Genomic DNA, 25,494 nt, shown 5'->3' with positions numbered 1-25,494 from the left:
GTTCCCTTTGGGAAAAGTTGGGATTACAGCGCCTTCATGGTGCCTTTCGGCAGAACGGCAGCTACGAAGTCACGTTTGATAACCACTTCAGTGGTGTCGTTGAGGGCGATAGCAATGTAGCCGTTTTCCGCTACTTTGGTTACGCGACCCACCAGGCCACCATTGGTCAGGACTTCATCGCCCTTCGCGATGGAGTTCATCAGGTTTTTGTGCTCTTTAGTACGCTTCTGCTGTGGACGCAGGATCATGAAGTAGAAGATCAGACCGAACACAACCAGCATCAGAATCAGAGACATCGGGCTGCCCTGCGCTGGTGCACCCGTTGCTGCTACCGCATCAGAAATAAAAAAGCTCATTCAAATTCCCTCATTATTAAAATTAATCAACGTTCAACGGTGGAACATCCCGCCCCTGACGTTGGTAGAAATCGGTCACGAAGCTCTCTAATTTACCCTCTTCGATAGCCTTACGTAAACCAGCCATTAAGCGCTGATAATAACGAAGATTATGAATGGTATTGAGACGCGCCCCCAAAATCTCGTTGCAACGATCGAGATGATGCAGGTACGCGCGAGAATAATTGCGACAGGTATAGCAATCGCACTCGGAATCGAGCGGGCTGGTGTCACTCTTATGCTTCGCGTTACGGATTTTCACCACGCCATCGGTAACGAACAGATGACCGTTACGCGCGTTTCGGGTTGGCATAACGCAGTCGAACATATCAATGCCGCGACGTACGCCTTCCACCAGATCTTCTGGTTTACCCACACCCATCAGGTATCGTGGTTTATCCGCCGGGATTTGCGGGCAGACATGCTCCAGAATGCGGTGCATATCTTCCTTCGGCTCACCCACAGCCAAACCGCCGACAGCGTAGCCATCAAAGCCTATCTCTACCAGACCTTTAACCGAGATATCGCGTAAATCTTCGTAAACGCTGCCCTGGATAATGCCGAACAGCGCATTTTTGTTTTGCAGGGAGTCAAAACGGTCGCGGCTACGCTTCGCCCAACGCAGGGACATCTCCATAGAACGCTTGGCGTAGTCCCAGTCCGCTGGATATGGCGTACATTCGTCGAAGATCATTACGATATCGGAGCCGAGATCGTACTGAATCTCCATGGATTTTTCTGGATCGAGGAAGATTGGATCGCCGTTGATCGGGTTACGGAAGTGTACGCCCTGCTCAGTGATCTTACGGATATCGCCCAAGCTGAAGACCTGGAAACCGCCGGAGTCGGTGAGGATGGGGCCTTTCCACTGCATGAAGTCGTGCAGATCGCCGTGGAGCTTCATGATCTCCTGGCCTGGACGCAGCCACAGGTGGAAGGTGTTGCCGAGGATAATCTGTGCGCCAGTGGCTTCAACTTCTTCCGGCGTCATTCCTTTTACGGTGCCGTACGTGCCCACAGGCATAAACGCGGGGGTTTCTACCACGCCGCGATCAAACACCAGACGACCGCGACGCGCGCGACCATCGGTGGTATCGAGTTCAAATTTCATTTTTTCTCCGACGTCAGAAAAACAGTCCAACGTTGTAACACAGTGCCGCGGACTTATTCCCCGACACGCTCATTCAAAGCCTGCGGATTGTACGTGATAAACATCGCGTCACCGTAGCTAAAAAAGCGATATTTTTGTTCTACCGCAGACTTGTAGGCGTTCATCGTATGCTGATACCCCGCAAACGCGGAAACCAGCATAATCAGCGTCGATTCAGGCAGATGGAAGTTGGTCACCAGCGCATCAATGACTTTGTACTGATAGCCCGGGTAGATAAAAATCTGCGTATCGCCAAAGAACGGTTCAATCAGCTCGCTTTTCGCGGCCTGCGCAGCGCTCTCAAGGGAACGTACCGACGTTGTACCGACGGCCACGACGCGGCTACCGCGCGCTTTCGCCGCCAGCACCGCATCCACAACCTCCTGCGGCACTTCGGCATACTCAGAGTGCATGATGTGATCTTCGATGCTGTCCACGCGCACCGGCTGGAAGGTCCCCGCGCCGACGTGCAGCGTCACGAAGGCCATCTCAATGCCCTTGGCGCGCAGCTTTTCCAGCAGCGGTTCATCAAAGTGCAGGCCCGCCGTTGGCGCCGCCACCGCACCCGGCTTCTGGCTGTAGACGGTCTGATACAGCTCGCGGTCGGCCTCTTCGTCCGGGCGTTCAATGTACGGCGGCAGCGGCATGTGGCCGATGGCGTTGAGGATATCAAGCACCGTGCGTTCGTCGTTGAACTCCACCTCGAACAGCGCGTCGTGACGCGCGGTCATGGTCGCTTTGATGCTCTCGTCATCCCCCAGCAGCAGCTCCGCGCCCGGCTTAGGCGCTTTGGAGGCGCGAATATGTGCCAGAATACGTTTATCATCGAGCATACGTTCGACCAGCACCTCAATCTTGCCGCCGCTGGCTTTACGGCCAAACAGACGCGCCGGGATCACGCGGGTATTATTAAAGACCAGCAGATCGCCAGGGTTGAGCTTGTCGAGCAGATCGGTGAAAGTACCGTGCGTCAGCGCGCCCGTTGGCCCGTCCAGTGACAGCAAGCGACAGCTGCTACGCTCAGGCATGGGGTAGTGAGCAATCAGGGATTCAGGTAGTTCAAAGGAGAAATCGGCGACGCGCATGACGTATACTCGTGACTTAAAAACAGGCGGCATAGTCTAGTGCTCACACCCTTTTGCTGCAACAACTAGCCGCCACCGGACAACGAAAACGCATGAATTTTCTCGCTCACCTGCATCTCGCTCACCTCGCGGACAGCTCCCTCTCCGGCAATTTGCTGGCCGATTTTGTACGCGGTAACCCGGCGGAAGAGTATTCCCCTGAGGTTGTCGACGGGATTTTTATGCACCGCCGCATCGACGTGCTGACCGATAACCTGCCGGAAGTGACGGAAGCCAAAACCTGGTTCCGCCCCGAAACGCGACGGGTGGCGCCGATCACGCTCGACGTCATGTGGGATCATTTCCTGTCGCGCCACTGGCCGCAGCTGTCGCCTGATATGTCGCTGCCTGAGTTTGTGCGCTACGCCCACGCGCAGGTGTCGATCATTTTGCCGGACTCCCCGCCGCGCTTTGTGAATCTGAATAACTATCTCTGGTCTGAACGCTGGCTGGAGCGATACCGCGAGATGGATTTCATTCAGAACGTCCTGAACGGCATGGCGAGCCGTCGACCGCGTCTGGACGCGCTGCGCGACTCATGGCATGACCTGGATGAACATTACGATGCGCTGGAAACCCGCTTCTGGCAGTTCTACCCGCGTATGATGACGCAGGCGAAAAATAAAGAACTGTGATGCCGGTATGATTGATAGGTAAAAGCTGGTGGAACGATTGTTACCACCTCTTTGTCTTATTCCCGTACTGCCTCTATACTGGCCCGCGTTGCGTTCCAAATAACCTTAGTATCTACAGGAGAATCATATGGTTCTGGTAACTCGTCCGGCTCCGGATTTTACAGCTGCCGCCGTTCTGGGCAATGGTGAAATCGTTGAAAACTTCAACTTCAAACAGCATACCAACGGTAAAGCGACCGTTCTGTTCTTCTGGCCAATGGACTTCACTTTCGTTTGCCCGTCTGAGCTGATCGCGTTCGACAAACGTTACGAAGAATTCCAGAAGCGTGGCGTGGAAGTGGTTGGCGTCTCCTTCGACTCTGAATTTGTACACAACGCATGGCGTAATACCCCTGTCGAAAACGGCGGCATCGGTGCGGTGAAATACGCGATGGTTGCGGACATCAAACGCGAAATCCAGCAGGCTTACGGTATCGAACATCCGGACGCTGGCGTTGCACTGCGTGGTTCTTTCCTGATCGATGCAAACGGCATCGTTCGTCACCAGGTTGTGAACGATCTGCCGCTGGGTCGTAACATCGACGAAATGCTGCGCATGGTTGACGCGCTCCAGTTCCACGAAGAGCACGGTGAAGTGTGCCCGGCTCAGTGGGAAAAAGGTAAAGAAGGTATGGCGGCTTCCCCAGACGGCGTAGCTAAATACCTGTCTGAGAACGTATCCAGCCTGTAATCGGCACGGTTTACGAAAAAACCCGCGAATACGCGGGTTTTTTTATGGCTTATGCTGCGCCGTCTTTTTTTACCTCGCGCCAGATGCGCCATGCCATACCCGCAAGCACCATCACCCCCGCAATCAGTACGCCCCAGACCATCAGCGTTTTCATTCTGCTTTCCTGCTCAGCCGCAGACGTCGCGGTTAAACGCGCCTCGCCACCCAGCGGGACAGGTTCCAGCGTATCCGCCATCGGCAGGGCTGCCAGATCGTAGGTTTTACGCAGTTCGGTCGGGATCAGCATATCCGTCTCCACGCTCGCCGGTTTCGCAGCCCCGTTCCCCCACGCGAGCAGGTACGGCCCCTTCCCCTGCGCGTTAAACACCAGATCGTAGCGCACGCGCTGCCCTATCACGCCTGGCAGGTTCTCGGGCAGTCGCGCATTGAGGGTCTTAATTTTTACCGCCTCGACCAGCCCGCCCGGGAGCGGAACAGGTTCAGCCGTTTTGCCGCCGAGCTGGTAGATCACCTCTTTTTTCAGCGTATGCCATCGATCCTTGTCCGCCCCCCGCCAGGCTATTTCTGCCGGGAGAACGCCGTCGCCATTCAGCATGAAGGCGATCGCACTCAGAGGCTGCGGATGTTTCCAGCGCCACACGGCTTCGCTTTCGGATAACCGCTCCCCCTCTCCCGCCAGGCTAATGTGCTCTGATTCCGGCGGCGCAGGCGCGTTAATCGCGTTGACGCCGGTTAACGTCAGGGCAGAACGTCCCGTGTTCAGCACCAGCAGCAGATAGCGATTCGCCTCAGGTGATAACACCAGATCGGTATCGATGCGGTCGAGCTTCAGGCGCTCCCGTCCACTCATCACGTCCAGCAGGGGCATCTCTTCGCGCAAGGTATACCAGTTTTTCAGATCCTCGCTGTAATAGACCGATGCCGTCCCCTGCCACGAGCCCTGCGGCGTGTCCCAGAAAAGCTGGAGCTGAGAGAGCGGAACCTCCGTCGCGTTTTCCGGCAGGGTCAGCAGATAGTGCTGTCCGGCAGCCGCAGCGTGTTGCCCTTCCAGCACAATTTCCACGCCGTTTCTGGCCCGTAGCATAATTTTATCGCCGCTGTCCTCTTCCCCGCCCGGCGAGGCGTTAAGCGCAAAAAGGCGCAGCGCCGTGGTGGTCGGTGCCGGCTGCGGACGCGTCGTAGTAACCAGGCTGAACGGTACAGGCTCGCCCGACTGATTAAACACGCGCACGTCGCGCAGATCGGGCGATGTGCTCTGCTGATAAATCGCCAGCGGCAGCATGACCCGATACCACGGCGAAGAGGCAGAGGTATCAAGGGACAGGCCGTAGGCATAATCCCGCGGGGATTCCGCTGGCGCGCCCTCGCTGAATGCCGGACCGGCCATGGCCAGCAGTGCTGCACAAACAACCGCATTCATCCATTTCATTTTTCTTCTCCTGCTTTAGGCGGTAGCGGCGAGAAATAGCCCACAATCAGGACCAGGATCGCCACGCCAATAAACGCGACGGCGCGCGCCAGGCCGCCACCGCCCGCGCTGTCCACCAGCATCAGTTTGAGCATGACCACCCCCAGCAGCGCCGCACCGCCAAGCCACTGCTGACGGGAGGCCTGACGGGTGGCGCGGATCATCACCACCAGCGCGCAGAACATCCAGAACAGGGCAAAGGTGGTCTGAATAAGCCGCGAATGCCACAGTGATTCCATGTTCCAGGCCACCTCGCCGTACCACGCCAGCGCACGCAGCAACGCGCCGTTGAGCCACCAGAAGCCAAGCGCCATCAGCACAACGGCGGGCCACGGTCGGGACTGCGCAAGCGATGCCGGATAGTAGCGATCCACTGCCCGATAAAATACTACCAGCCCCAGCAGCGCGAACGCCGCCCCTTCCTCAAGCGGGTTCACCAGCGGCAGCCAGGTCTGTCGATAGACCACACCGTCCTGGAAATTGGTCACGACCAGCAATACCACCAGCGCCACAACCACAGGGATCGCGGCAAGGCAGGCGTAGAGCGCAGGCCATACCCGGAAAGGCCACCCGCGACGCCGTACGGCCGCGGAGAGCGCCATAATCACCCCACCGCCGACAGCCATCGCAATGCCGCTTCCCCAGGCCGCCATGCCCCATGGCAGGGAGCGGGCAAACCAGTAAAGCTCGGCGGCAAGGGCGAGTAAAATCATCCACAACAGCGACAGATGCAGCCCCATTGAGATGCGCGGCAGAAGTTTATCTTCGTCGCGCCGCAGCAGCATCAGGGCGGCAGGCAGCGCGATAGCCCAGGCCAGATTTGCCCAGCCGGCCGCCAGAATCTGCTGGTGCGAGACCTGATACAGCACCATCAGCAGCATCACCGGCCACAGCAGCCATTTGCTGGCATCCAGCTCCCACCATGCCAGACGAGCGGCAGCCTGCCGCCATCCCCAGGTCGACGCCGCCGTCAGCGCCAGCACGCCTGCCAGAAGCGATAACTCCTGCTTCAGGAACAACTGCGACGCGCCCAGCAACGCCACTAACCAGAACAGCAACCCACCGGCCAGCAATGCCCAGCTGCCCGGCAGCGCGATTTTCTGCCACAGCCAGGCCGCAGCCAGCCAGCAAAGACTGAGCACTGCGAAAATAAGCAGGAGGCTCAGCGAAGTGACGCCGTCCATTTGCGCCCATATCGCGCTGCCGAGCGCCAGCACCAGCAACGCCGTCCCGCTATAGCTCATGCGCCGCTGCTGCTGTTGCACGCCCAACCAAAGAATACCCAGCCCTTCCAGCGCCCAGGCCATCGCCGTCCAGCGCGCTGAAAGCGCCAGCGGAATGGCAAGCGTGGCAAACCCGCCGCCGATCGCCAGCGCCGCCATAACCAGCGGTCGTCCGATGGAGGGGTAACGCCGCAGCGCGAGAAACGCCAGCGAGAGGTAAAACGCACCATAGCCCAGCGCGCTTAGCGCCGGGCCGTACGTCCAGTGAGACGTCATGCCATACTGCATCCCAAAACCAATCAGCGGCGGAGCAAACAGCAGTACGCCGTCAATAATCTGTTTGCCTTTTTCCTGCGCCCGCAGCGACAGCGCCACGCTAAACACGCCAAAAATAAGCGTATTGGCAATCAGGAACAGCTGACAAATAACATAGTCTTCCGGCTGGTAGTCGCTCAGTCCCCACACCCCGCCAACGCCAAACGTGAAGAGCAGCCCGAGCAGGTTGAGCTCGCGCCAGTGCTGCCAGATGCTGATGACGAGAATGCCGATGGACAGCAGGAGATAGAAGGAGAATAGCGCCACAAAGCTACCGCCCCCGGTAGACAGGAGCAGCGGCGCAAGATATCCGCCGAGGCTCGCCAGCATGGCAAGGCTCAGCGCCTTTTGCAACACGGCCAGCCCGACGCTCGCCGCGCAAATCACCACCAGCAGCGCAAACGCCAGCGTCATCGGCAGCATCTGCCACAGCCGGAATGCGCCAAAGACGGTCAGATAAAGCACGCCGGTCGCTCCGCCCTGGAGGATCAGCGCGTAGATCCGCTGCCTGTGCCGCAGCCGCCATCCAACGGCCAGCAGAACCATGGCAAACAGCGCCGTGGCGGCAAGACGCAGCTCAAGCGGAAACAGTGAATGTTCAACGGTATAGCGCAGCAGGAAAGAGAGTCCGAGGAAGAGCAGTACAATCCCCAGTTTTGCCAGCGGATTGCCCTGCATAAACCAGCGCGTCAGCGAGGACAGGATGCCGCCAAAGGCGGAAGGACGTTTTGCCGCCGGTACAGGCACAGGCTCTGCTTCAGTGACGGGCGGTTCGGGACGCCAGGGATCGACAGGTGCGTTAACGGCCTCTGACACCGGCGCTGGCGTCTTCACCGGCGCGGCGGTCTGCACCTGCTCCGGTGCTTTCTCAGCCACACTACGCTGCTCGAGCGCCTCAATGCGCTGGCGAAGCCGGGCGATCTCCTGCCGCGCCGCCGTGCTTCGGTTAAAGCCTATCACCGCGAGCACGGGTGCCACGACCAGCGCAAAAACCAGGAACAAACAGCCAAGGATGTAAAGCTCGTCCATGTTTCCACCTTCACCGTAAACGATCCGTTAAGATTGACACAAATCGTTGCATTTGCGCCATCTTAAAAGGTGAAAACCATTCTGCCTGCGCTTAGCTGCCGAACCAGACCGCAGCGGAGATCGCTGGCAGCGTGAGCACGCTCCCCTGGAACGTCGCTTTACCCTCTTTGCTCTTCCACATTTTACCAGCCAGCAGCGGTGAATCTTCCAGCACGACTTCACACGCCTCGCCCCGGTTGATCGCCACCAGCACGCGCTGCTGGTTATAGACGCGGACAAACACCACCACGTTATCGTGGGCGTACATCACCTGACAGCCCCCGTATCGCAGGGCCTGGCTCTGCTTGCGCAGCGTCGCCATGCGCTGGTAGAGGCTGAACAGATCCTGATCCTGCTTTTCAGGCTCCCACGGGAAGGTTTTACGGCAGAACGGATCGTTGTTGCCGTCCAGCCCGACTTCATCGCCATAGTAGATGCAGGGTACGCCCGGCCAGGTAAAGAGCCAGGTCACCGCCAGCGGCAGACGCGCCACATCCTTACCCAGCAACGATTTAAAGCGTGCGGTATCGTGGCTGTCGAGCTGGTTAAACATCCGCAGCTGCTGCTGATGCGACAGGCCAGCGCGATAGTTTTCCATCCACGCCATGCAGGTTTCGGCGTCAATATGCTGCGGATCGTAAGAGATATCGGTGTTAGCGAGGAAACCCCACAGCGGGAAGGTGAAGCCGCGATAGTTCATCGCCGCGTCTTCTGCATCAGCCTGCAACCACTGACGCGCGTCGCCAAAGTGCTCCCCGAAGACGAATGCTTCCGACCGGGCCGCTTTTGCCGACCGGGTAATGGCGGCGACATGCTGAAGGTTATTCCGCGCCCCGCCTGCTTCACCCAGCATATGCACCACGTCCAGCCGCCAGCCGTCCATGTTCCACGGCGCTTTCAGCCAGTGGCGCACGATGCTGTCGTCGCCGCCGTAGATCTCATTCACCAGCGATGGCGACTGGAAATCGAGCTTCGGCAGGCTCGGGTAGCCCAGCCAGTCCAGGGCGCGGCCATTCTCGTCAAAACTGTACCAGTCACGCTGCGGTGAGTCCGGATTATGGCATGCGCCGCCCATCGACTGATTGTGACGGTCAAACCACGCATGAGAATCACCGCTGTGATTGAACACGCCATCAAGGATCAGGCGCATACCCTCTTTTTGCGTGTTGTGCCGCAGCCGCAGCAGCGCTTCGTCACCGCCAAACTGCTCGTCAACGTGGCGGTAGTCCTGCGTATCGTATTTGTGCACGCTTGGCGCTTTAAACACCGGGTTCAGGTACAGCGCCGTCACGCCGAGCTTTTTCAGGTACGGCAGTTTTTCGCTGATACCGTCGAGATCGCCGCCGTAAAAGGTCGATCCCCCCGCCTGGGCGGTCAGCGGCTCGTCCCATTTTTTCAGAATGATGTCGTGACCGACCGCATGATGGTAATAAACCTTGTCCTGATCGACGGTGCGCTTTTCACTGCGCGCAAAGCGGTCCGGGAAAATCTGGTAAAAGACCTGATCGTTAACCCACTGCGGGCCGTTATCCGGGTGATCCACGGCAAACTGCTCCAGCCTGGCCGGAGGGAAACGGCTGAAACCCTGCGGGGTAAACCACAGCTGGCGGTTGTTCCACAGCAGCTTGAAGCCGTAGCGGCGACGCGGTTGCCCGCTGCGCAAATCGATATTTGCCCGCCACGCCGTGACGCCCGGCTGCGGCTGGCTGCGCACTTTGTGCATTTTCAGCGACGTTTCTTCGTTATCCACTTCGGCGCGCAGGGTCACACGTTCAGGCTGATTGTCCCCTGCCAGCCAGAGCGTAATCACAAGGTTGTCTTTGTTTTGCTTAACAAATGGGGCAACCGGAAGGTGCCAGGCGTTTAACATCACGAATCCCCTTTGATGAAATTGACGTCACCTTGCCACAGGGTGATTAAAGATAGCTCATCGTGTTCGGGATTATTGGGGGAGGAGAACGGAGGAGGAGATTTTTTCCAGGGCAAAAGGGAATGTAGGCCGGGTAAGCGCAGCGCCACCCGGCATTTTTACCTTACTGTGCTTCCGCCAGCTGACGATCGCGGCGACATTTAAACATCCAGCCCACCAGCAGCAGGACGATCCACGCGAAGCCCACGTACAGGGAGATACGGGTATCCGGGTGATAACCAATCAGGCCAATGATGAAGACCAGGAAGATGAGACCGACAAAGGTCGTTGGCACGCCGCCCGGCACTTTAAACTTCAGCGCTTTGGCCTCTTCTGGCGACAGGCGGCGACGGAACGCAATCTGCGACAGCAGGATCATGATCCATACCCACACGGTGGCGAAGGTCGCCAGTGACGCAATCACCAGGAAGACGTTCTCCGGCATGATGTAGTTCAGGTAGACCGAGAACAGCAGCGCCACGGTCATGACCAGCACCGTTACCCACGGGGTGCCGCGACGCGACGTTTTGGCAAACACCTTCGGCGCACTGCCCTGCTCCGCCATGCCGTGCAGCATACGGCCCACGCCGAACACGTCACTGTTGATGGCCGACAGCGAGGCGGTCAGCACCACAAAGTTGAGAATGCTGGCGGCAAACGCAATGCCCATATGCTGGAAAGTCAGGACAAACGGGCTGCCGTTGGTGCCCACCTGGTTCCACGGGTAGATGGACATAATCACAAACAGCGTGCCCACGTAGAACACCAGGATACGCATCGGCACCGAGTTGATGGCGCGCGGAATAGACTTCTCCGGATCTTTCGCTTCCCCGGCGGTGATGCCGATAATCTCGATTCCGCCATAGGCGAACATGACCATCTGGAGCGACATGACCATCCCAAGCCAGCCGTTGCTAAAGAAGCCGCCGTTGCTCCACAGGTTATGGATGCCGGTTGGCTGCCCACCGTTGCCGATACCCCAGATGATGATGCCGAAACCGGCGAGGATCATGATGATAATGGTCGCGACCTTGAAGAAGGAGAACCAGAACTCCAGCTCGCCAAACACCTTCACGCTCATCAGGTTAACGGCGCAGATAATCAGCACCACGCTCAGCACCCAGATCCAGTGCGGCACGGCAGGGAACCAGACTCCCATATAGATGCCAAACGCCGTCACATCGGCAATGGCGACAATCAGGATTTCAAAGCAATAAGTCCAGCCGGTGATAAACCCGGCCAGCGGGCCTAAGTTCTCTTGTGCATAGCGTGAAAACGAGCTGGCAGACGGGTTGTGAACCGACATCTCCCCCAGCGCACGCATGATGATATAGGCCGCGGCACCGCCGATGATGTAGGCCAGCAGAACGCTTGGACCGGCCATTTTGATGGCATCTGCCGAGCCATAAAAAAGACCGGTGCCGATAGCCGAGCCCAGCGCCATAAAGCGGATGTGGCGGGTGCTCAATCCACGTTTAAGTTTGTTAGTGCTTTCCATTAAAATCTTGCCATTCAACACGAAAAAAACAAAAAACCACGGGGCCTTAAGCCCCGTGGTTAAACAATTTGTTGCCGTTGATTAATGGGCGTTGGATGTCACCTGACGCCCGGCCGCACGGTCCCAGATAATCGCAAGAACCAGCGCTACAACGGAAGGCATCAGCCAGGCCAGACCCTGCTCGGACAGCGGCAGACGCTGTGTCCAGGCTGGCAGGATTTCTGCAAATGCTGATGCTTTGATCCCGTCAAGGATACCAAAAATCAGGCTGATAAACATGGCCGGCGCAATAATTCGCGTCGAGTTATGCCACCACGGGCGGGTGAAGCTCAGCACCACCAGCACGATACATGGCGGATAGATAGCCGTCAGCACCGGAATTGACACCTGGATCAGGTGGCACAGACCGAGGTTTGAAACCGCCATGGAGAAGATGCCGAGGATAAACACCAGCGTGCGGTAAGAGAGCGGCAGATACTGAGCGAAGAACTCCGCGCAGGCGCAGGTCAGACCCACCGCCGTCACCAGACAGGCCAGGAAAATCAGCGCCGCCAGCAGCATGCTGCCTGCACCACCAAAGGTGTGCTGCACGTAAGCATGCAGGATCGCCGCGCCGTTTGCGCTCTGATCGACCAGCGTTGCGCTATCTGAACCCAGACGGAACAGCGCCAGATACAGCAGCGTCAGGCCGACACCGGCCATCAGGCCAGCCCAGATAGTGTAACGAGTCAGCAGGCGCGCTTCGGTCACCCCACGGGAACGCGCGGCGTTAACGATAACGATACCAAACACCATCGCGCCAAGCGTATCCATCGTCAGATAGCCGTTCACGAAACCGTTTGAGAACGCCGCGTTCTGGTAGGCGTCCATCGCGGAGCTGATGGGCCCCGCAGGCCAGACAATGGCCGCAACCGCCAGCACAATCAGCGCCACAATTTTCAGCGGTGCCAGGAAGTTACCCACGGTATCCAGCAGTTTGCCCGGATAGAGAGAAACCAGAATCACGATGGCGAAGTAAATGAGGCTGTAAATAAACAGTGGCATCGCGCCGTCACCGGTCAGCGGGGCGATACCCACTTCAAAGGAGACGGTCGCCGTGCGCGGGGTCGCGAACAGCGGGCCAACGGCCAGATAGCAGACGGTTGCCAGCAGAACGCCAGCCACTTTGCCAATCGGGGTGCTGAGGCTGTCCACACCGCCACCGACTTTCGCCAGCGCGATAACGGTCAGTACCGGCAGGCCCACGGCAGTAAGCAGGAAGCCAAACGCAGCCGTCCAGACGTGTTCACCCGCCTGTAAGCCAACCATTGGAGGAAAAATGATGTTACCTGCGCCAACGAACAGCGCAAATGTCATAAAGCCCAGCGCGATAATGTCACGCGATTTCAAGTGATGGGTCATAAAACCTTACTGCCTGTGGATGTGGTGTTGAATACGTTGAGATTTTCGCCATCCCTGATGGGACGATACAGCGGAAAATTTGCTCAATTTCAGCGGGATATGCTCCCGTCCTGGCGTGGCGAAGAATAGTTTTTCGATTTACCACGCAAATACAGTCGGTCTGACAGTATATGGGGGGCAATTTAAACGCTTATAACGTTTAAAGGCAAGAAGGGATCGTAAAACCAGAACAATATGCCAGCATGAAAATCCAGACCAACATAATATGCCATGTATAAGAAAAACTCATGGCTAATCATGCGAACAAAAAAGCACCAGCCGTATAATATTCATCCGCGTTTCGCTTGACTGCAAAGCAAACGGGCCAGCAATCGCTGGCCCGTGGAAAGGTAGCCTGACACACACGCTGTCAGGCGCTTTTTTTGGCAATTAATCGTTCCGGAATCACGAAGCTAAAGCGCGTGCCCTTACCGAGGGTGCTTTCGATATTGAGCCGGCTTTCGTGGTGGCTGACGGCATGCTTCACAATTGCCAGCCCCAGTCCGCTTCCGCCGGTCTGCCGCGAGCGCGCCTTATCCACCCGGTAGAACCGTTCAGTGAGACGCGGGAGGTGTTCAGGCCCAATCCCCGGCCCGTTGTCCTCGACGCTAAACTCAGCGCCCGCCGGGGTATGCTGCCAGCGCACCGCGATATGCGTCCCTTTCGGGGTGTGATTCACGGCGTTATAGACCAGGTTTGAGATAGCGCTTCGCAGCTCATCTTCACTGCCGAGCACTTTCAGCGTGTTATCAACGTCAAAACTCAGGGTGTGCTGATTATGACTCAGCGTTTGGGCTTCGCGCTCCACCACCCGCAACATCATCGGCACATCAATGATGTCATTTAGCGCCAGCGACGGGGCAGCCTCAATTTTTGAAAGCGTAAGCAGCTGTTTGACCAGCCCTTCCATGCGGAACGTCTGCTCCCGCATGGTATGCAGCGCTTTCTCACGCGGCGCCCCCTCAAGCGTTTGCTCCTGCATCATCTCCAGGTAGCCCTGAAGCACCGTCAACGGCGTACGCAGCTCGTGGCTGACGTTGGCAAAGAAGTTACGTCTCGCGCCCTCAAGCTGGTGCATCTGGGTAACGTCCCTCGCCACCATCAGCCACTGCCGATCGCTGTAGGGCATCACGCGGATCTCCAGATGGCGACCGTTATTGAGCTTCAGATTGTGCGGGCGCGAAAAATCCCGCTTTTTCAGATACAGCGTGAACTCGGGATAGCGCAGAAGGTTGAGGATGTTCTGACCGTTATCATCCGGCCAGCGCAGGCCCAACAGCTGCTGTGCGAGGCCATTGCACCAGAAGATGGTCCCTTCTTCCGTCGTCAGGATCACCGCGTCCGGCAGCGACTCCGCACCGCTACGAAAGCGTTTGATCAGGCTTCCCAGCTCACGACGGCGCTTTTTATTACGCATCTGCATCTGGTGCAGGCCGTAGAGTAGCGGTTCCCAGCTCCCGCTTCCCGGCGGAGGTGTCATACTTCTGTCGACCCACAGCCACCAGGAAAGACGCAGTAAATTCCAGAAATGCCAGACGAGCAATCCCGTCACGGCCACCAGTAAAAACCACGGCAGATAGCCAAAGATAGCCCCCAGAATGAGGGCCGGAATACAGCATAAGATCAGTTCAAAGACGAGCCTTTTCCATGACAGACGTTCCAGCACGCGTCACACTCCTGTCATTGTTCAGAAACGGGTCGAGAAGCGATAACCCGTGCCGCGGACCGTCTGTACCATGCGATCGTGGCCGCTCAGTTCCAGTGCTTTACGCAGGCGGCGAATATGGACGTCAACCGTTCGGTCTTCGACATAGACGTTAGTTCCCCAGACGTTATTCAGCAACTGTTCGCGGCTGTAAACGCGCTCCGGGTGTGTCATAAAGAAGTGCAGGAGTTTAAATTCGGTCGGTCCCATATCGAGGGGATTTTCGCCGGTCATGACCCGGTGTGAGGTAGGATCCAGGCTCAGCCCCTGCATCTCAATCACCTCTTCCACCGCCATCGGTGAAATACGGCGCATCACGGCTTTGATACGCGCCACCAGCTCTTTCGGGGAGAACGGTTTGGTGATGTAATCGTCCGCGCCGGTTTCCAGACCGCGCACGCGATCCTCTTCCTCGCCGCGCGCCGTCAGCATCACCACCGGGATATCACGGGTCATCGCCTCGCGTTTGATATGCTTGATAAACTGTAATCCGGAACCGCCAGGCAGCATCCAGTCCAGCAGGATCAGATCGGGCCAGGGTTCATTCAGCTGGTTCACCGCGCTGTCATAATCTTCCGCTTCAACCGGCTGGAAGCCATTTTGTTCAAGCACGAAGCACACCATTTCACGGATCGGAGCTTCATCTTCTACGACCAGAATACGTCTCGCCATACTTTGCCCTGTCTTATCGTATTTAAGTTACAAGTCTGTAATGCGGCGTCATTATGCGTCAGATTTATGACAGATTTATGAAAAACATTACCACTATAAATGGCAAACTGTTGTTTTATTACAGCGGTTATTTTCCGTTCCACGAAAGTTTATAATCCTGCTTTCTTATTATTGCCACGGATCTTTTATGCGCATACTTCACACCTCAGACTGGCACCTGGGTCAAAATTTTTACAGCAAAAGCCGCGCCGCGGAACATGAAGCGTTCCTGAACTGGCTGCTGGAGGCGGCTCAGGCTCACGAGGTGGACGCGATTATTGTGGCGGGCGACATTTTTGATACCGGATCGCCGCCGAGCTATGCGCGTGAGCTATACAACCGTTTTGTGGTCAACCTCCAGCAAACCGGTTGTCACCTGGTGATTGTCGCCGGAAATCATGACTCGGTGGCGACGCTGAATGAATCCCGCGATATTCTGGCGTTCCTCAATACCACCGTGGTGGCCAGCGCCGGGCACGCGCCGCAGATCCTGAAAAAACGCGACGGCACGCCGGGCGCGGTGCTGTGCCCAATCCCGTTTTTACGCCCGCGCGATATCGTGCAAAGCCAGGCGGGTCTGTCCGGCAGCGAAAAACAGCAGCATCTGTTGCAGGCCATCACCCGCTATTATCACCAGCAGCATACGGAAGCCTGCGCCCTGCGCGGCGATCAGGCCATTCCGATCATTGCCACCGGACACCTCACCACCGTCGGAGCCAGTAAGAGTGATGCGGTGCGCGAGATCTATATCGGTACGCTGGACGCGTTTCCGGCGCAAAACTTCCCCCCCGCCGACTACATTGCCCTCGGGCATATTCACCGGGCCCAGATCGTCGGCGGCTGCGAGCATATCCGCTACAGCGGCTCGCCCATTTCGCTCAGTTTTGACGAAACGGGCAAAGCCAAATCCGTCCATCTGGTGAGCTTCACCGAAGGCAAACTTAGCGCCGTTGAGACGCTCGAGGTGCCGGTCACCCAGCCGCTGGCGGTGCTGAAAGGCGATCTGGCCGCCATTACCGCTCAGCTTGAGCAGTGGCGCGGCGCAGCGCTTAATCCCCCCGTCTGGCTCGATATCGAAATCACCACCGACGACTACCTGTACGATATGCAGCGTAAAATTCAGACGCTGACGGAAGACCTTCCCGTGGAAGTACTGCTGGTACGCCGCAGCCGCGAGCAGCGCGAGAAAATACTGCTCAACGCCCAGCGTGAAACGCTTAGCGAACTTCGGGTTGAAGAGGTGTTCGCGCGGCGGCTTGCGCATGAAGAGGTGGACGAGGCCAGACGCACCAGGCTTAACGAGCTGTTTGCCCAGACCCTGCACTCCCTCCATGACGAGGACGAAAACGCATGAAAATTCTGAGCCTGCGTCTGAAAAATCTGAATTCGCTAAAGGGTGAGTGGAAAATTGATTTCACCGCGGAGCCGTTCGCCAGCAACGGGCTGTTTGCCATCACCGGCGCAACCGGCGCGGGTAAAACCACGCTGCTGGATGCCATCTGCCTGGCGCTGTACCACGAAACGCCGCGTCTTAATAAGGTCTCTCAGGCGCAAAACGACCTGATGACGCGCGATACCGCCGAATGCCTGGCGGAAGTGGAATTTGAGGTCAAAGGCGTTGCTTATCGCGCTTTCTGGAGCCAGAACCGCGCCCGCAACCAGCCGGACGGGAACTTACAGGCACCGCGCGTAGAGCTGGCCCGCTGCGAAGACGGCAAAATTCTGGCCGACAAAGTCACGGATAAGCTGGAACAAACCGCCGCACTCACCGGGCTGGACTATGGTCGCTTTACCCGCTCGATGTTGCTCTCGCAGGGGCAGTTTGCCGCCTTCCTGAATGCTAAACCGAGCGATCGCGCTGAGCTGCTGGAGGAACTGACCGGCACGGAAATTTACGGCCAGATTTCCGCCATGGTTTTTGAAAAACACAAAGCGGCACGTAACGCGCTGGAGATGTGCGAAGCGCAGGCCGCAGGGGTTGTGCTGTTGAGCGAGGAACAGCAGCATCACTTGCAGCAAAGTTTGCAGGCGCTCACTGACGAAGAGAAAATCCTGCTGGCACAGCAGCAGAGCCAACAGAAAGATTTTCAGTGGCTTACGCGTAACGACGAGCTGATACGTGAGCAGCAGCGCGCAGCCGCTTCGCAGCAGCAGGCGCAACAGGCTCTGACGGACGCCGCGCCGCAACTGGCGAAGCTCCAGCTGGCGCAACCCGCCGCCCAGCTACGTCCGCTATGGGAGCACCAGCAGGAGCAGACCGCCCGCCTGTCGCAAACCGCAGAGCGAATTGTCGAAGTAAATACTCGCTTACTCGACAGAGCGGCACAGCGCGCGCGTATCCGCAACGGTGCGCAGCGCAACCGTGAACAGTTGCAGACAGAGCACACGGCGCTGACGCAGTGGCTAACCGAACACGATCGTTTCCGTCAGTGGGGACAGGAAATTGCCGGCTGGCGGGCGCATTTTACGCAGCTGAATCGCGATAAAAATCAGCTTGTTGCCCAGGCAGCGCGCATGGCTGAGCTTCGTCAGAAGCTGGCTGAGCTGCCGGAGAGTACGCTGACGCTGACGGCTGAGGATCTCGCGACGGCAATGGAGCAACAGGCACAATCGCGGGCGCTCCGCCAGCGTCTGACTGCGCTTCACGCTCGCTATCAGCCGCTGCAAAAACGACTGCGCCAGAATGCGGAAAGCGTGCAGAAAGCGCAGGCTGAGCAGGGTAAGCTCAATGAAACGCTGATCCTGCGGCGTCAGCAGTTCAAAGAAAAAAATCAGCACTATGCCGACCTGAAAGCGCTCTGTGAGCGTGAGGCGACAATCAAGGATCTTGAGAATTATCGTGCTCAGCTGGAAGCGGGTAAGCCTTGCCCGCTCTGCGGTTCACGCGAACACCCGGCAGTTGTGCAGTATCAGGCGCTTGAACTGACTGACAATCAGCGCCGCCGCGACGCGCTGGAGAAAGAGGTTGCCGCGCTAAAAGAGGAAGGATTGCTGGTGCTCGGGCAGGTGAATGCGCTGACCCAACAGATCCAGCGCGAGACTGAGGAAGCACAGGCTCTCTCTCAGGAAGAGCAAGCACTCACTAAAGAGTGGCTGGAGGTCTGTGCCTCCCTGAACATAGCGCTGAATATTCAGGATGATATTGCCCCCTGGATGAGCGAACAGGAGCAGTATGAACGCCAGCTGTATCAGCTTAGCCAGCGTCTGACGCAGCAAAACCAGCTCAATGAACAGGAAGATCAGGCGCGCCAGTACCAGCAGCAGCTGACGGCGACGCGTCAGGCGCTGGCGGCCTCGCTAGAGTCGCTGTCGCTTAGCGTGCCCGATGAAGGGGCCGAAAGCGCCTGGCTGAGCGCACGCGAAGCTGAATATACCCTGTGGCAGGAAAAACAGGCCCAGCACGGTACGATTCAGGAACGTATTAACGCCCTGATGCCAATCCTGGAGACGCTGCCGGTTACCGATGATACAGAAGCCGACGCGGTTATACCTGAGAAGTGGCGCGGCATCCACGACGAATGCGTGTCGCTGCAAAGCCAGCTCACCACCCTCCAGCAGCAGGAGACGCTTGAGCGTGAACGGCTCCAGCAATCACAGGCTCAGTTCAACGCCGCGCTGACCGCGAGCTGCTTTGCCGATCGGGAGGCATTTCTCTCCGCCCTGCTGGATGAAGCGTCGATCCGCCAGCTTGAACAGCAAAAGCAGACGCTGGAAAACCAGCTCCAGCAGACCACGGCGCTTTCGGTGCAGGCAAGCCAGCAGCTTCAGGCGCATCAGGCACAGCGCCCCGAGGGGCTGGAAACCGATGCCGCAACGCTTCAGGCGCAGTTACATCAGCTGGCGCAACAGCTTCGGGACAACACCACGCATCAGGGGGAGATCCGCCAGCAGCTCAAACAGGACGCCGATAACCGTCTGCACCAGCAGGCGCTTATGCAGCAGATTGAGGAGGCGGCGCGTCAGGCCGACGACTGGGGCTATCTCAATGCGCTGATAGGCTCCAGCACCGGCGATAAATTCCGTAAATTCGCCCAGGGGCTAACGCTGGATAATCTGGTGTGGCTTGCCAACCAGCAGCTCAACCGTCTGCATGGCCGCTATCTGCTTCAGCGTAAAGCCAGCGACGCGCTGGAGCTGGAAGTGGTCGATACCTGGCAGGCCGATGCGATACGCGATACCCGTACCCTTTCCGGCGGGGAGAGTTTCCTGGTCAGTCTGGCGCTGGCTTTAGCGCTTTCCGATCTGGTCAGTCACAAAACGCGCATTGATTCGCTGTTCCTGGATGAAGGGTTCGGCACGCTCGACAGTGAAACGCTGGACACCGCGCTGGATGCGCTCGACGCACTGAACGCCACCGGGAAAACCATCGGCGTGATCAGCCACGTTGAGGCGATGAAAGAGCGTATTCCGGTGCAGATCAAGGTGAAGAAGATCAACGGGCTGGGGTATAGCAGGCTGGACAGGGAGTTTGCGGTGAATTGAATGGGGGACGGTGCGGTCTGATGCCCTCACCCTGGCCCTCTCCCTGTGGGAGAGGGTACAAACATCAAAAACGGCAACGCAAGTTGCCGTTTTGCGTTTATTCCGGCCACAGCCACGCCGCGCCTCGCACGCCGCTGGAGTCACCGTGGACGGCTTTGCGGATCGGCGTTTCGCACTCGCCGCCAAATACCCACTGTTTCACCAGCGTTGGCACCGTGGCGTAAAGTCGGTCGACGTTGCTCATGCCGCCGCCCAGCACAATCACGTCCGGATCGAGGATATTGATCACATGCGCCAGTGACTTAGCCAGCCGCATTTCGTAGCGGCTGAGCGCCAGTTCAGCCACCGGATCCTGCTCATCAACCAGACGCATAATCTCGTTACCTTTCAGCGGCTGGCCGCTCAGACGATGATAATCGGTGGCAAACCCCGTACCGGAGATAAAGGTCTCTATACAGCCCTGCTTGCCACAGTAGCACGGCACTTCGGCGCGGTATTTGAGTTCATCTTCATCCATCCACGGCAGCGGGTTGTGCCCCCACTCGCCCGCGGTGCCGTTGCCGCCAATATGCGAGCGCCCTCCGAAGGCCACGCCCGCCCCGCAGCCGGTGCCGATAATTACGGCAAATACGGTCTGCGCGCCAGCCGCTGCGCCATCCACGGCCTCAGACACCGCCAGGCAGTTTGCGTCATTCGCCAGACGCACTTCCCGGTTCAGGCGTTGACTTAAGTCTTTATCAAACGGCTGACCGTTGAGCCAGGTGGAGTTGGCGTTTTTCACCACGCCGGTATACGGCGAAATGGAGCCAGGGATCCCCATCCCGACTGTGCCCGTCTCGCCCGTTGCCTGCTCTGCCATATCGACCAGGCGGGCAATCGTCTCTATGGTCTGGTGATAATCATCGCGCGGCGTAGGCAGACGGTGGCGAAACAGTTGCTCCCCCTGCTCGCTCAACGCGATGACTTCTGTTTTGGTGCCGCCCAAATCAATCCCAATACGCACAAGACACTCCTCATTATTTTGATTATCAACAGAGTAGAAGCCCGCTTCCCGATTAGCAATGCAAGCGATGCGACAATTCGTTATCATGCCCGCTGATTTAACGACAAGGCCGTGGAAATTATCATGCTGTGGTTCAAAAATTTGATGGTTTACCGTCTCAGCCGCGACGTTTCGCTGCGTGCAGAAGAGATGGAAAAACAGTTAGCCGCTTACTCCTTTACCCCTTGCGGTAGCCAGGATATGGCAAAAACCGGCTGGGTTCCGCCAATGGGTTCTCAAAGCGATGCGCTGACCCACGCCAGCAGCACGGGGCAAATCATCGTTTGCGCCCGCAAAGAAGAGAAGATCCTGCCGACGCCCGTGGTTAAGCAGGCACTCGAAGCGAAGATCTTCAAGCTGGAAGCTGAACAGGGCCGTAAGCTTAAAAAAACCGAAAAAGATTCGCTGAAGGATGAAGTGCTGCACTCGCTGCTGCCGCGCGCGTTTAGCCGCTTTAGCCAGACCATGATGTGGATCGACACCGTTAACGGGCTGATCATGGTGGACTGCGCCAGCGCCAAAAAAGCCGAAGATACGCTGGCGCTGCTGCGTAAGAGCCTTGGCTCATTACCGGTGGTACCGCTGGCGCTGGAAACGCCGATTGAGCTGACCCTGACCGAGTGGGTGCGCAGCGGGACTGCCGCGCAGGGCTTCCAGATCCTTGATGAAGCAGAGCTGAAAGCGTTGCTGGAAGATGGCGGCGTGATCCGCGCGAAGAAACAGGAACTGGTGAGCGACGAAATCGCCGTGCACATTGAAGCGGGCAAAGTGGTGACCAAACTGGCACTCGACTGGCAGCAGCGCATTCAGTTTGTGATGTGTGATGACGGCTCCGTGAAGCGCCTGAAATTCTGCGATGAACTGCGCGATCAGAACGAAGATATCGACCGCGAAGATTATGCTCAGCGCTTTGACGCAGACTTTATCCTGATGACCGGCGAGCTGGCGGCGCTGATTCAGAACCTGGTGGAAGGTCTCGGCGGCGAAGCGCAGCGCTGACAGGCAAAACGTAGGCCGGGTAAGCGAATGCGCCACCCGGCATGCTTTTATTTCAGATAGCGGCACAGATAAGAGGTTGGCTCTGCAACCTGTAAATGGAACTCGCTGTGGCCCGGCACGTTGAAGACCTGCCCGGCACTATATACTTTCCACTCCGTTTCACCCGGCAGCAGGACGTTCAGCGCGCCGCTGACCACCGTCATCTCTTCCGCTTCTGCGGTGCCAAAGGTGTATTCCCCTTCCGCCATTACGCCGACACTGGCGCGGCCAGTGCTGCTGCTGGTAAAACCAATGGATTTCACTTTACCGGAAAAGTATTCGTTACTTTGAAGCATGAACTGGCCCTTATATTTATAGAGAAAAATCCACTATAGGGGCCATGCTCATGACCTGTCACGCAAAATCATTACACCAGTAATTCTGACGCCAGACGCGCCATCAGGACGTTAGAGAGCAGCACCGGAACATCCAGCGCCTTTTGCAATAAATCACGATGCCGCTGATGGAAGCCCAGGCAGTCGAGCATCAGGACATCCGCCCCTCTGTCGATCAATTCCTGCCCAGCCGCAATCAGCTTCGCTTCGCTGTCCCAGAACGGGTTAGCCAGCGCGTACAGCGGGGTGTGCTCCAGCGCAGCCCACTTCACCGTCTGGTTATCCAGCAGTTCCTCAACGGGAACGATGACCCCAACCTGATGACCATCAACAATAGAGGCCACCAGCGGGGGGATAATCCGCATCGGTTCGAGCAGAATGGCATTACGCGCGCTGAGTCCTTTAACGGGTGCCGTGCTCATCAGCAAAATGACGTCATAGTCCTGATTGTCGAGCACTTCGATCACGCCCTGTAGCGCGCGCTCGATTTTCTGGCGCGACACATGCGCCAGTTTACCGTCACTGAGTAACGTTGCCAGGGGATCTTCCCCCTCTCCGACCGCGTAGTCTTCCATGACCTCTTCCCGACTGAGCTTCCCTAACAGACTGAGATGCGTAATTTGTTGTTCAGAGACATGCTCGGTTAAGAGCGGTAATACTTCGCTTACAGGCACCACACCAATCGTGAGGATCGCCAACGTCGCCTTCATTTTGATCGCCTTCCGTTACTACCACAACTGCCACACAGGTGCAGGCTCACTACGCTGCACTGTTCATTTATTCAACAAAACAGCACCAAGCGTAGCAGGGGATCTCAACACCGTAGTGTAAAGATCGACTGGCCTTTCCGAATCCACCTGTAATAACTAAATATTAACTGCTGCTTAACATCAGCGATAAGTTAAAAGTGTGATTCAGGCACGGTTGTAACGAATTCGGATTCCTGTCAGGACTTCTCAGGATCCTCATAGCGCCGTTTCGCATCCAGCGCTTCCTGTTCGGTTTCATGTTCGCTGATCAGCGAATCAGGTTTAGGGTGATCGGCACGCAGCTGGTACCAGGTTACGGTTTGATCACCATTACCTTTTTCAACGGTAACGATGCGGGCTTCACGTGGATAGGGAGGTCTGGTTGGCATAGCTCATCCTTTTTTTATGTCTGAGCTATGAGTATAGACGGCTGTTAGCTGGCGCAAGCCAAACGCAGGGCGGTAATAATCTGAATCGCAACTTTTTCGGGTGACGCCGACGCATCCACAACGTGGTGTGCCGCCTCGCGGTACAGTGCATCGCGTTCGGCGAGGACCTCGCTGACCTCTTCACTCAGCGGTTTCGCGGTCAGCGCCGGGCGCTGCCCCTCTTCCGGAAACGCCTCCAGCCGCCCCACCAGCGTAGAGACCGGGGCACAGAGGTAGATCACGACACCCTTTTCGCGCATAAACTGGCGGTTATACGACGCCAGGATAATGCCCCCACCGGTCGCAATCACGGTTGACGGCGCGGTCACCGCTTCCAGCGTGGCCGTTTCACGCGCACGAAAGCTCTCCCAACCCTCATCTTCAACGATATCGGCGATAGTCTTACCCGCATTCTCCTGAAGCCAGTGGTCAGTATCGACAAACTGACTCTGGCACAAACGCGCCAGCTCCAGACCAACGGTGGTTTTCCCACAGCCGCGAGGGCCAACTAAAAAGATGGGTGGGTTCATAACCAGGTGTTCCCCTTGCTGCCGGATAACTGAAGGCTGTAAAGAAATGATTGCAGTAGATGTTGCGCTAACTTTACTGCAAAGCGGTACGGAATGACAAGCCTGTGGAAGCCAAACTGTACCACAAAACCGCCCGGAGGTGGGCTACGCCGGGCGGCGCTTCACTTCCAGCAGCCATTTATCCAGCTCGGCGGCAAACTGCTGGCGATCGCGCTGCGACAGGCTGTCCGGCCCACCGGTTTGCACGCCGCTGGAACGCAGCGTATCCATAAAATCACGCATGGTGAGCTTCTCCCGGATCGTTGCCGGAGAGTAGCGCTCGCCGCGCGGGTTAAGCGCCGCGGCCCCCTTCGCCAGCACGTCGGCAGCCAGCGGGATATCCGCCGTGATCACCAGATCTCCTGCGTCACACAGGCGTACTATCTCGTTATCCGCCACGTCAAACCCGGCCGGAACGCGCAGAGATCGGATGTATCTGGAGGGCGGCACGCGGATATTCTGGTTCGCGACCAGCGTTAGCGGCATCTGCACGCGCTCGGCAGCACGAAATAAAATCTCTTTAATCACATTCGGACACGCATCCGCATCAACCCAAATCGCCATCGTCTCTCCCCATTATGATTCTGGCGACTATTGTCGCCTGCATTTCGTTGTTAAGCTATCAATGAGAGATAACAACGCATAATAACGGAGAGACGTGATGGATAAGAAAATCGGGTTTATCGGCTGCGGAAACATGGGCAAAGCTATCCTCGGCGGACTGATTGCCAGCGGGCAGGTGCTGCCGGGGCAGATTTGGGTCTATACCCCATCCCCGGATAAAGTCGCGGCGCTGCGTGATGAGTATGGTGTCAACGCTGCCGAAAGCGCGCAGGAAGTGGCTCAGGTGGCGGATATTGTCTTTGGCGCCGTTAAGCCGAATATCATGATTAAAGTCCTGAGCGAGATCACCTCCAGCCTTAACAAAGAGACCCTGGTGGTGTCGATTGCCGCAGGCGTGACCCTCGATCAGCTCGCCCGCGCGCTGGGTCACGACCGTAAGATTGTTCGCGCCATGCCAAACACCCCGTCGCTGGTGAATGCCGGTATGACCTCCGTTACCCCGAACGCGCTGGTCACATCTGAAGACGTGGCAGATGTACTGAATATCTTCCGCTGCTTCGGCGAAGCGGAAGTGATTGCCGAACCGATGATCCACCCGGTGGTCGGCGTGAGCGGCTCTGCCCCGGCGTATGTATTTATGTTTATCGAAGCCATGGCCGATGCCGCCGTATTGGGCGGAATGCCGCGCGCGCAGGCCTACAAATTTGCAGCGCAGGCGGTGATGGGCTCGGCCAAAATGGTGCTGGAAACGGGTAAGCATCCGGGCGAATTGAAAGATATGGTGTGCTCGCCGGGGGGCACAACCATTGAAGCCGTGCGCGTGCTGGAAGATCGCGGATTCCGCTCCGCCGTGATCGAGGCGATGGAAAAATGCATGGAAAAATCAGAGAAGCTCAGTAAGTCCTGATGCGCTACG

General features: G+C 57.5%; 22 protein-coding genes. 6 read left to right on the top strand and 16 right to left on the bottom strand.

The features are described from left to right. Positions 1–23: 23 nt before the first annotated feature. From yajC to queA, 3 genes are read right to left on the bottom strand one after another with little or no spacing between them, the layout of a single operon-like run. Complete coding sequence (yajC, locus tag DD597_RS16320) at positions 24–356, bottom strand: preprotein translocase subunit YajC (RefSeq protein WP_003859109.1); 333 nt, start codon at positions 354–356, stop codon at positions 24–26. Between the two features lie 22 nt (positions 357–378). Continuing rightward, positions 379–1,506 (bottom strand): tRNA guanosine(34) transglycosylase Tgt, encoded by a 1,128-nt coding sequence (tgt, locus tag DD597_RS16315; protein ID WP_003859110.1) that lies wholly within the window; start codon positions 1,504–1,506, stop codon positions 379–381. A gap of 53 nt (positions 1,507–1,559) precedes the next feature. Further along, the gene (gene queA, locus DD597_RS16310) at positions 1,560–2,630 is read right to left on the bottom strand and encodes a tRNA preQ1(34) S-adenosylmethionine ribosyltransferase-isomerase QueA (protein ID WP_006809916.1); all 1,071 of its coding nucleotides are present in this window, start codon (positions 2,628–2,630) and stop codon (positions 1,560–1,562) included. A gap of 92 nt (positions 2,631–2,722) precedes the next feature. On the opposite strand from queA, the gene acpH reads away from it, so the two are divergent. Beyond that, entirely contained in the window at positions 2,723–3,304 is a 582-nt protein-coding gene (gene acpH, locus DD597_RS16305) for an ACP phosphodiesterase (RefSeq protein ID WP_023315511.1), read from the top strand. Positions 3,305–3,431: 127 nt separating this feature from the next. Beyond that, on the top strand, positions 3,432–4,034 hold the full coding sequence (locus tag DD597_RS16300; protein WP_003859113.1) for a peroxiredoxin C: 603 nt from the start codon (positions 3,432–3,434) through the stop codon (positions 4,032–4,034). 49 nt (positions 4,035–4,083) lie between these two features. Here the strand turns inward: DD597_RS16300 and DD597_RS16295 are convergent, their stop codons facing one another. The 7 genes from DD597_RS16295 to phoB form a co-directional block, all read right to left on the bottom strand. Continuing rightward, positions 4,084–5,463, bottom strand: a complete 1,380-nt coding sequence (locus DD597_RS16295) for a DUF3999 domain-containing protein (RefSeq protein WP_045330266.1) — start codon at positions 5,461–5,463, stop codon at positions 4,084–4,086. After that, positions 5,460–8,069, bottom strand: a complete 2,610-nt coding sequence (locus DD597_RS16290; protein WP_059294128.1) for a DUF2339 domain-containing protein — start codon at positions 8,067–8,069, stop codon at positions 5,460–5,462. The genes DD597_RS16295 and DD597_RS16290 overlap by 4 nt, the downstream gene beginning before the upstream one ends. 91 nt (positions 8,070–8,160) lie before the next feature. After that, on the bottom strand, positions 8,161–9,978 hold the full coding sequence (gene malZ / locus DD597_RS16285; RefSeq protein ID WP_023315506.1) for a maltodextrin glucosidase: 1,818 nt from the start codon (positions 9,976–9,978) through the stop codon (positions 8,161–8,163). Between the two features lie 163 nt (positions 9,979–10,141). Beyond that, positions 10,142–11,515, bottom strand: a complete 1,374-nt coding sequence (gene proY / locus DD597_RS16280) for a proline-specific permease ProY (protein ID WP_058659163.1) — start codon at positions 11,513–11,515, stop codon at positions 10,142–10,144. An 81-nt stretch (positions 11,516–11,596) separates the two neighbouring features. Further along, positions 11,597–12,916, bottom strand: coding sequence for a branched-chain amino acid transporter carrier protein BrnQ (gene brnQ / locus DD597_RS16275; protein ID WP_129256407.1), 1,320 nt, complete (start codon positions 12,914–12,916; stop codon positions 11,597–11,599). Between the two features lie 409 nt (positions 12,917–13,325). Next, on the bottom strand, positions 13,326–14,621 hold the full coding sequence (gene phoR, locus DD597_RS16270) for a phosphate regulon sensor histidine kinase PhoR (RefSeq protein ID WP_023315505.1): 1,296 nt from the start codon (positions 14,619–14,621) through the stop codon (positions 13,326–13,328). Positions 14,622–14,642: 21 nt separating this feature from the next. Further along, positions 14,643–15,332, bottom strand: a complete 690-nt coding sequence (gene phoB, locus DD597_RS16265; RefSeq protein ID WP_003859122.1) for a phosphate response regulator transcription factor PhoB — start codon at positions 15,330–15,332, stop codon at positions 14,643–14,645. Positions 15,333–15,519: 187 nt separating this feature from the next. Here phoB and sbcD point away from each other — a divergent pair, with 187 nt between their 5' ends. Together sbcD and sbcC are read left to right on the top strand one after the other, a co-directional pair. Next, the gene (gene sbcD, locus DD597_RS16260; protein WP_129256406.1) at positions 15,520–16,725 is read left to right on the top strand and encodes an exonuclease subunit SbcD; all 1,206 of its coding nucleotides are present in this window, start codon (positions 15,520–15,522) and stop codon (positions 16,723–16,725) included. After that, positions 16,722–19,853 (top strand): exonuclease subunit SbcC, encoded by a 3,132-nt coding sequence (gene sbcC / locus DD597_RS16255; RefSeq protein ID WP_129256405.1) that lies wholly within the window; start codon positions 16,722–16,724, stop codon positions 19,851–19,853. Before sbcD ends, sbcC begins: the two co-directional genes overlap by 4 nt. A 97-nt stretch (positions 19,854–19,950) precedes the next feature. Here sbcC and mak read toward each other — a convergent pair whose 3' ends face one another. Continuing rightward, complete coding sequence (gene mak / locus DD597_RS16250; RefSeq protein ID WP_104468595.1) at positions 19,951–20,856, bottom strand: fructokinase; 906 nt, start codon at positions 20,854–20,856, stop codon at positions 19,951–19,953. Positions 20,857–20,979: 123 nt separating this feature from the next. Here mak and rdgC point away from each other — a divergent pair, with 123 nt between their 5' ends. Beyond that, a complete protein-coding gene (rdgC, locus tag DD597_RS16245) occupies positions 20,980–21,894 on the top strand; it encodes a recombination-associated protein RdgC (RefSeq protein WP_003859129.1) in 915 nt (304 codons plus the stop codon). 47 nt (positions 21,895–21,941) lie between these two features. Here the strand turns inward: rdgC and ppnP are convergent, their stop codons facing one another. The 5 genes from ppnP to DD597_RS16220 form a co-directional block, all read right to left on the bottom strand. Then, positions 21,942–22,229: a pyrimidine/purine nucleoside phosphorylase gene (ppnP, locus tag DD597_RS16240; RefSeq protein ID WP_003859131.1), complete on the bottom strand. Its 288-nt coding sequence runs from the start codon at positions 22,227–22,229 to the stop codon at positions 21,942–21,944. A 71-nt stretch (positions 22,230–22,300) separates the two neighbouring features. Next, complete coding sequence (locus DD597_RS16235) at positions 22,301–22,978, bottom strand: AroM family protein (protein ID WP_003859133.1); 678 nt, start codon at positions 22,976–22,978, stop codon at positions 22,301–22,303. A gap of 236 nt (positions 22,979–23,214) precedes the next feature. After that, a complete protein-coding gene (gene yaiA / locus DD597_RS16230) occupies positions 23,215–23,406 on the bottom strand; it encodes a protein YaiA (RefSeq protein WP_003859135.1) in 192 nt (63 codons plus the stop codon). Between the two features lie 44 nt (positions 23,407–23,450). Continuing rightward, positions 23,451–23,975, bottom strand: coding sequence for a shikimate kinase AroL (aroL, locus tag DD597_RS16225; protein WP_023315502.1), 525 nt, complete (start codon positions 23,973–23,975; stop codon positions 23,451–23,453). A 144-nt stretch (positions 23,976–24,119) separates the two neighbouring features. Beyond that, positions 24,120–24,578 (bottom strand): YaiI/YqxD family protein, encoded by a 459-nt coding sequence (locus tag DD597_RS16220; RefSeq protein ID WP_003859141.1) that lies wholly within the window; start codon positions 24,576–24,578, stop codon positions 24,120–24,122. A 97-nt stretch (positions 24,579–24,675) separates the two neighbouring features. Between DD597_RS16220 and proC the strand changes: the two genes are divergently transcribed. Continuing rightward, on the top strand, positions 24,676–25,485 hold the full coding sequence (proC, locus tag DD597_RS16215) for a pyrroline-5-carboxylate reductase (RefSeq protein ID WP_022650449.1): 810 nt from the start codon (positions 24,676–24,678) through the stop codon (positions 25,483–25,485). Positions 25,486–25,494 lie beyond the last annotated feature (9 nt).

The organism is Enterobacter cloacae complex sp. 677-3DZ2D5B (assembly GCF_004136695.1).
Taxonomy (GTDB): domain Bacteria; phylum Pseudomonadota; class Gammaproteobacteria; order Enterobacterales; family Enterobacteriaceae; genus Enterobacter; species Enterobacter hormaechei_C.
This window is presented reverse-complemented; position numbering and strand designations above follow the sequence as displayed.

Bases quoted from the DNA above. Each gene is read 5' to 3' on its own strand.
- yajC (WP_003859109.1), bottom strand. From the start codon at position 356: ATGAGCTTTTTTATTTCTGATGCGGTAGCAGCAACGGGTGCACCAGCG.
- tgt (WP_003859110.1), bottom strand. From the start codon at position 1,506: ATGAAATTTGAACTCGATACCACCGATGGTCGCGCGCGTCGCGGTCGT.
- queA (WP_006809916.1), bottom strand. From the start codon at position 2,630: ATGCGCGTCGCCGATTTCTCCTTTGAACTACCTGAATCCCTGATTGCT.
- acpH (WP_023315511.1), top strand. From the start codon at position 2,723: ATGAATTTTCTCGCTCACCTGCATCTCGCTCACCTCGCGGACAGCTCC.
- DD597_RS16300 (WP_003859113.1), top strand. From the start codon at position 3,432: ATGGTTCTGGTAACTCGTCCGGCTCCGGATTTTACAGCTGCCGCCGTT.
- DD597_RS16295 (WP_045330266.1), bottom strand. From the start codon at position 5,463: ATGAAATGGATGAATGCGGTTGTTTGTGCAGCACTGCTGGCCATGGCC.
- DD597_RS16290 (WP_059294128.1), bottom strand. From the start codon at position 8,069: ATGGACGAGCTTTACATCCTTGGCTGTTTGTTCCTGGTTTTTGCGCTG.
- malZ (WP_023315506.1), bottom strand. From the start codon at position 9,978: ATGTTAAACGCCTGGCACCTTCCGGTTGCCCCATTTGTTAAGCAAAAC.
- proY (WP_058659163.1), bottom strand. From the start codon at position 11,515: ATGGAAAGCACTAACAAACTTAAACGTGGATTGAGCACCCGCCACATC.
- brnQ (WP_129256407.1), bottom strand. From the start codon at position 12,916: ATGACCCATCACTTGAAATCGCGTGACATTATCGCGCTGGGCTTTATG.
- phoB (WP_003859122.1), bottom strand. From the start codon at position 15,332: ATGGCGAGACGTATTCTGGTCGTAGAAGATGAAGCTCCGATCCGTGAA.
- sbcD (WP_129256406.1), top strand. From the start codon at position 15,520: ATGCGCATACTTCACACCTCAGACTGGCACCTGGGTCAAAATTTTTAC.
- sbcC (WP_129256405.1), top strand. From the start codon at position 16,722: ATGAAAATTCTGAGCCTGCGTCTGAAAAATCTGAATTCGCTAAAGGGT.
- rdgC (WP_003859129.1), top strand. From the start codon at position 20,980: ATGCTGTGGTTCAAAAATTTGATGGTTTACCGTCTCAGCCGCGACGTT.
- ppnP (WP_003859131.1), bottom strand. From the start codon at position 22,229: ATGCTTCAAAGTAACGAATACTTTTCCGGTAAAGTGAAATCCATTGGT.
- DD597_RS16235 (WP_003859133.1), bottom strand. From the start codon at position 22,978: ATGAAGGCGACGTTGGCGATCCTCACGATTGGTGTGGTGCCTGTAAGC.
- yaiA (WP_003859135.1), bottom strand. From the start codon at position 23,406: ATGCCAACCAGACCTCCCTATCCACGTGAAGCCCGCATCGTTACCGTT.
- aroL (WP_023315502.1), bottom strand. From the start codon at position 23,975: ATGAACCCACCCATCTTTTTAGTTGGCCCTCGCGGCTGTGGGAAAACC.
- DD597_RS16220 (WP_003859141.1), bottom strand. From the start codon at position 24,578: ATGGCGATTTGGGTTGATGCGGATGCGTGTCCGAATGTGATTAAAGAG.
- proC (WP_022650449.1), top strand. From the start codon at position 24,676: ATGGATAAGAAAATCGGGTTTATCGGCTGCGGAAACATGGGCAAAGCT.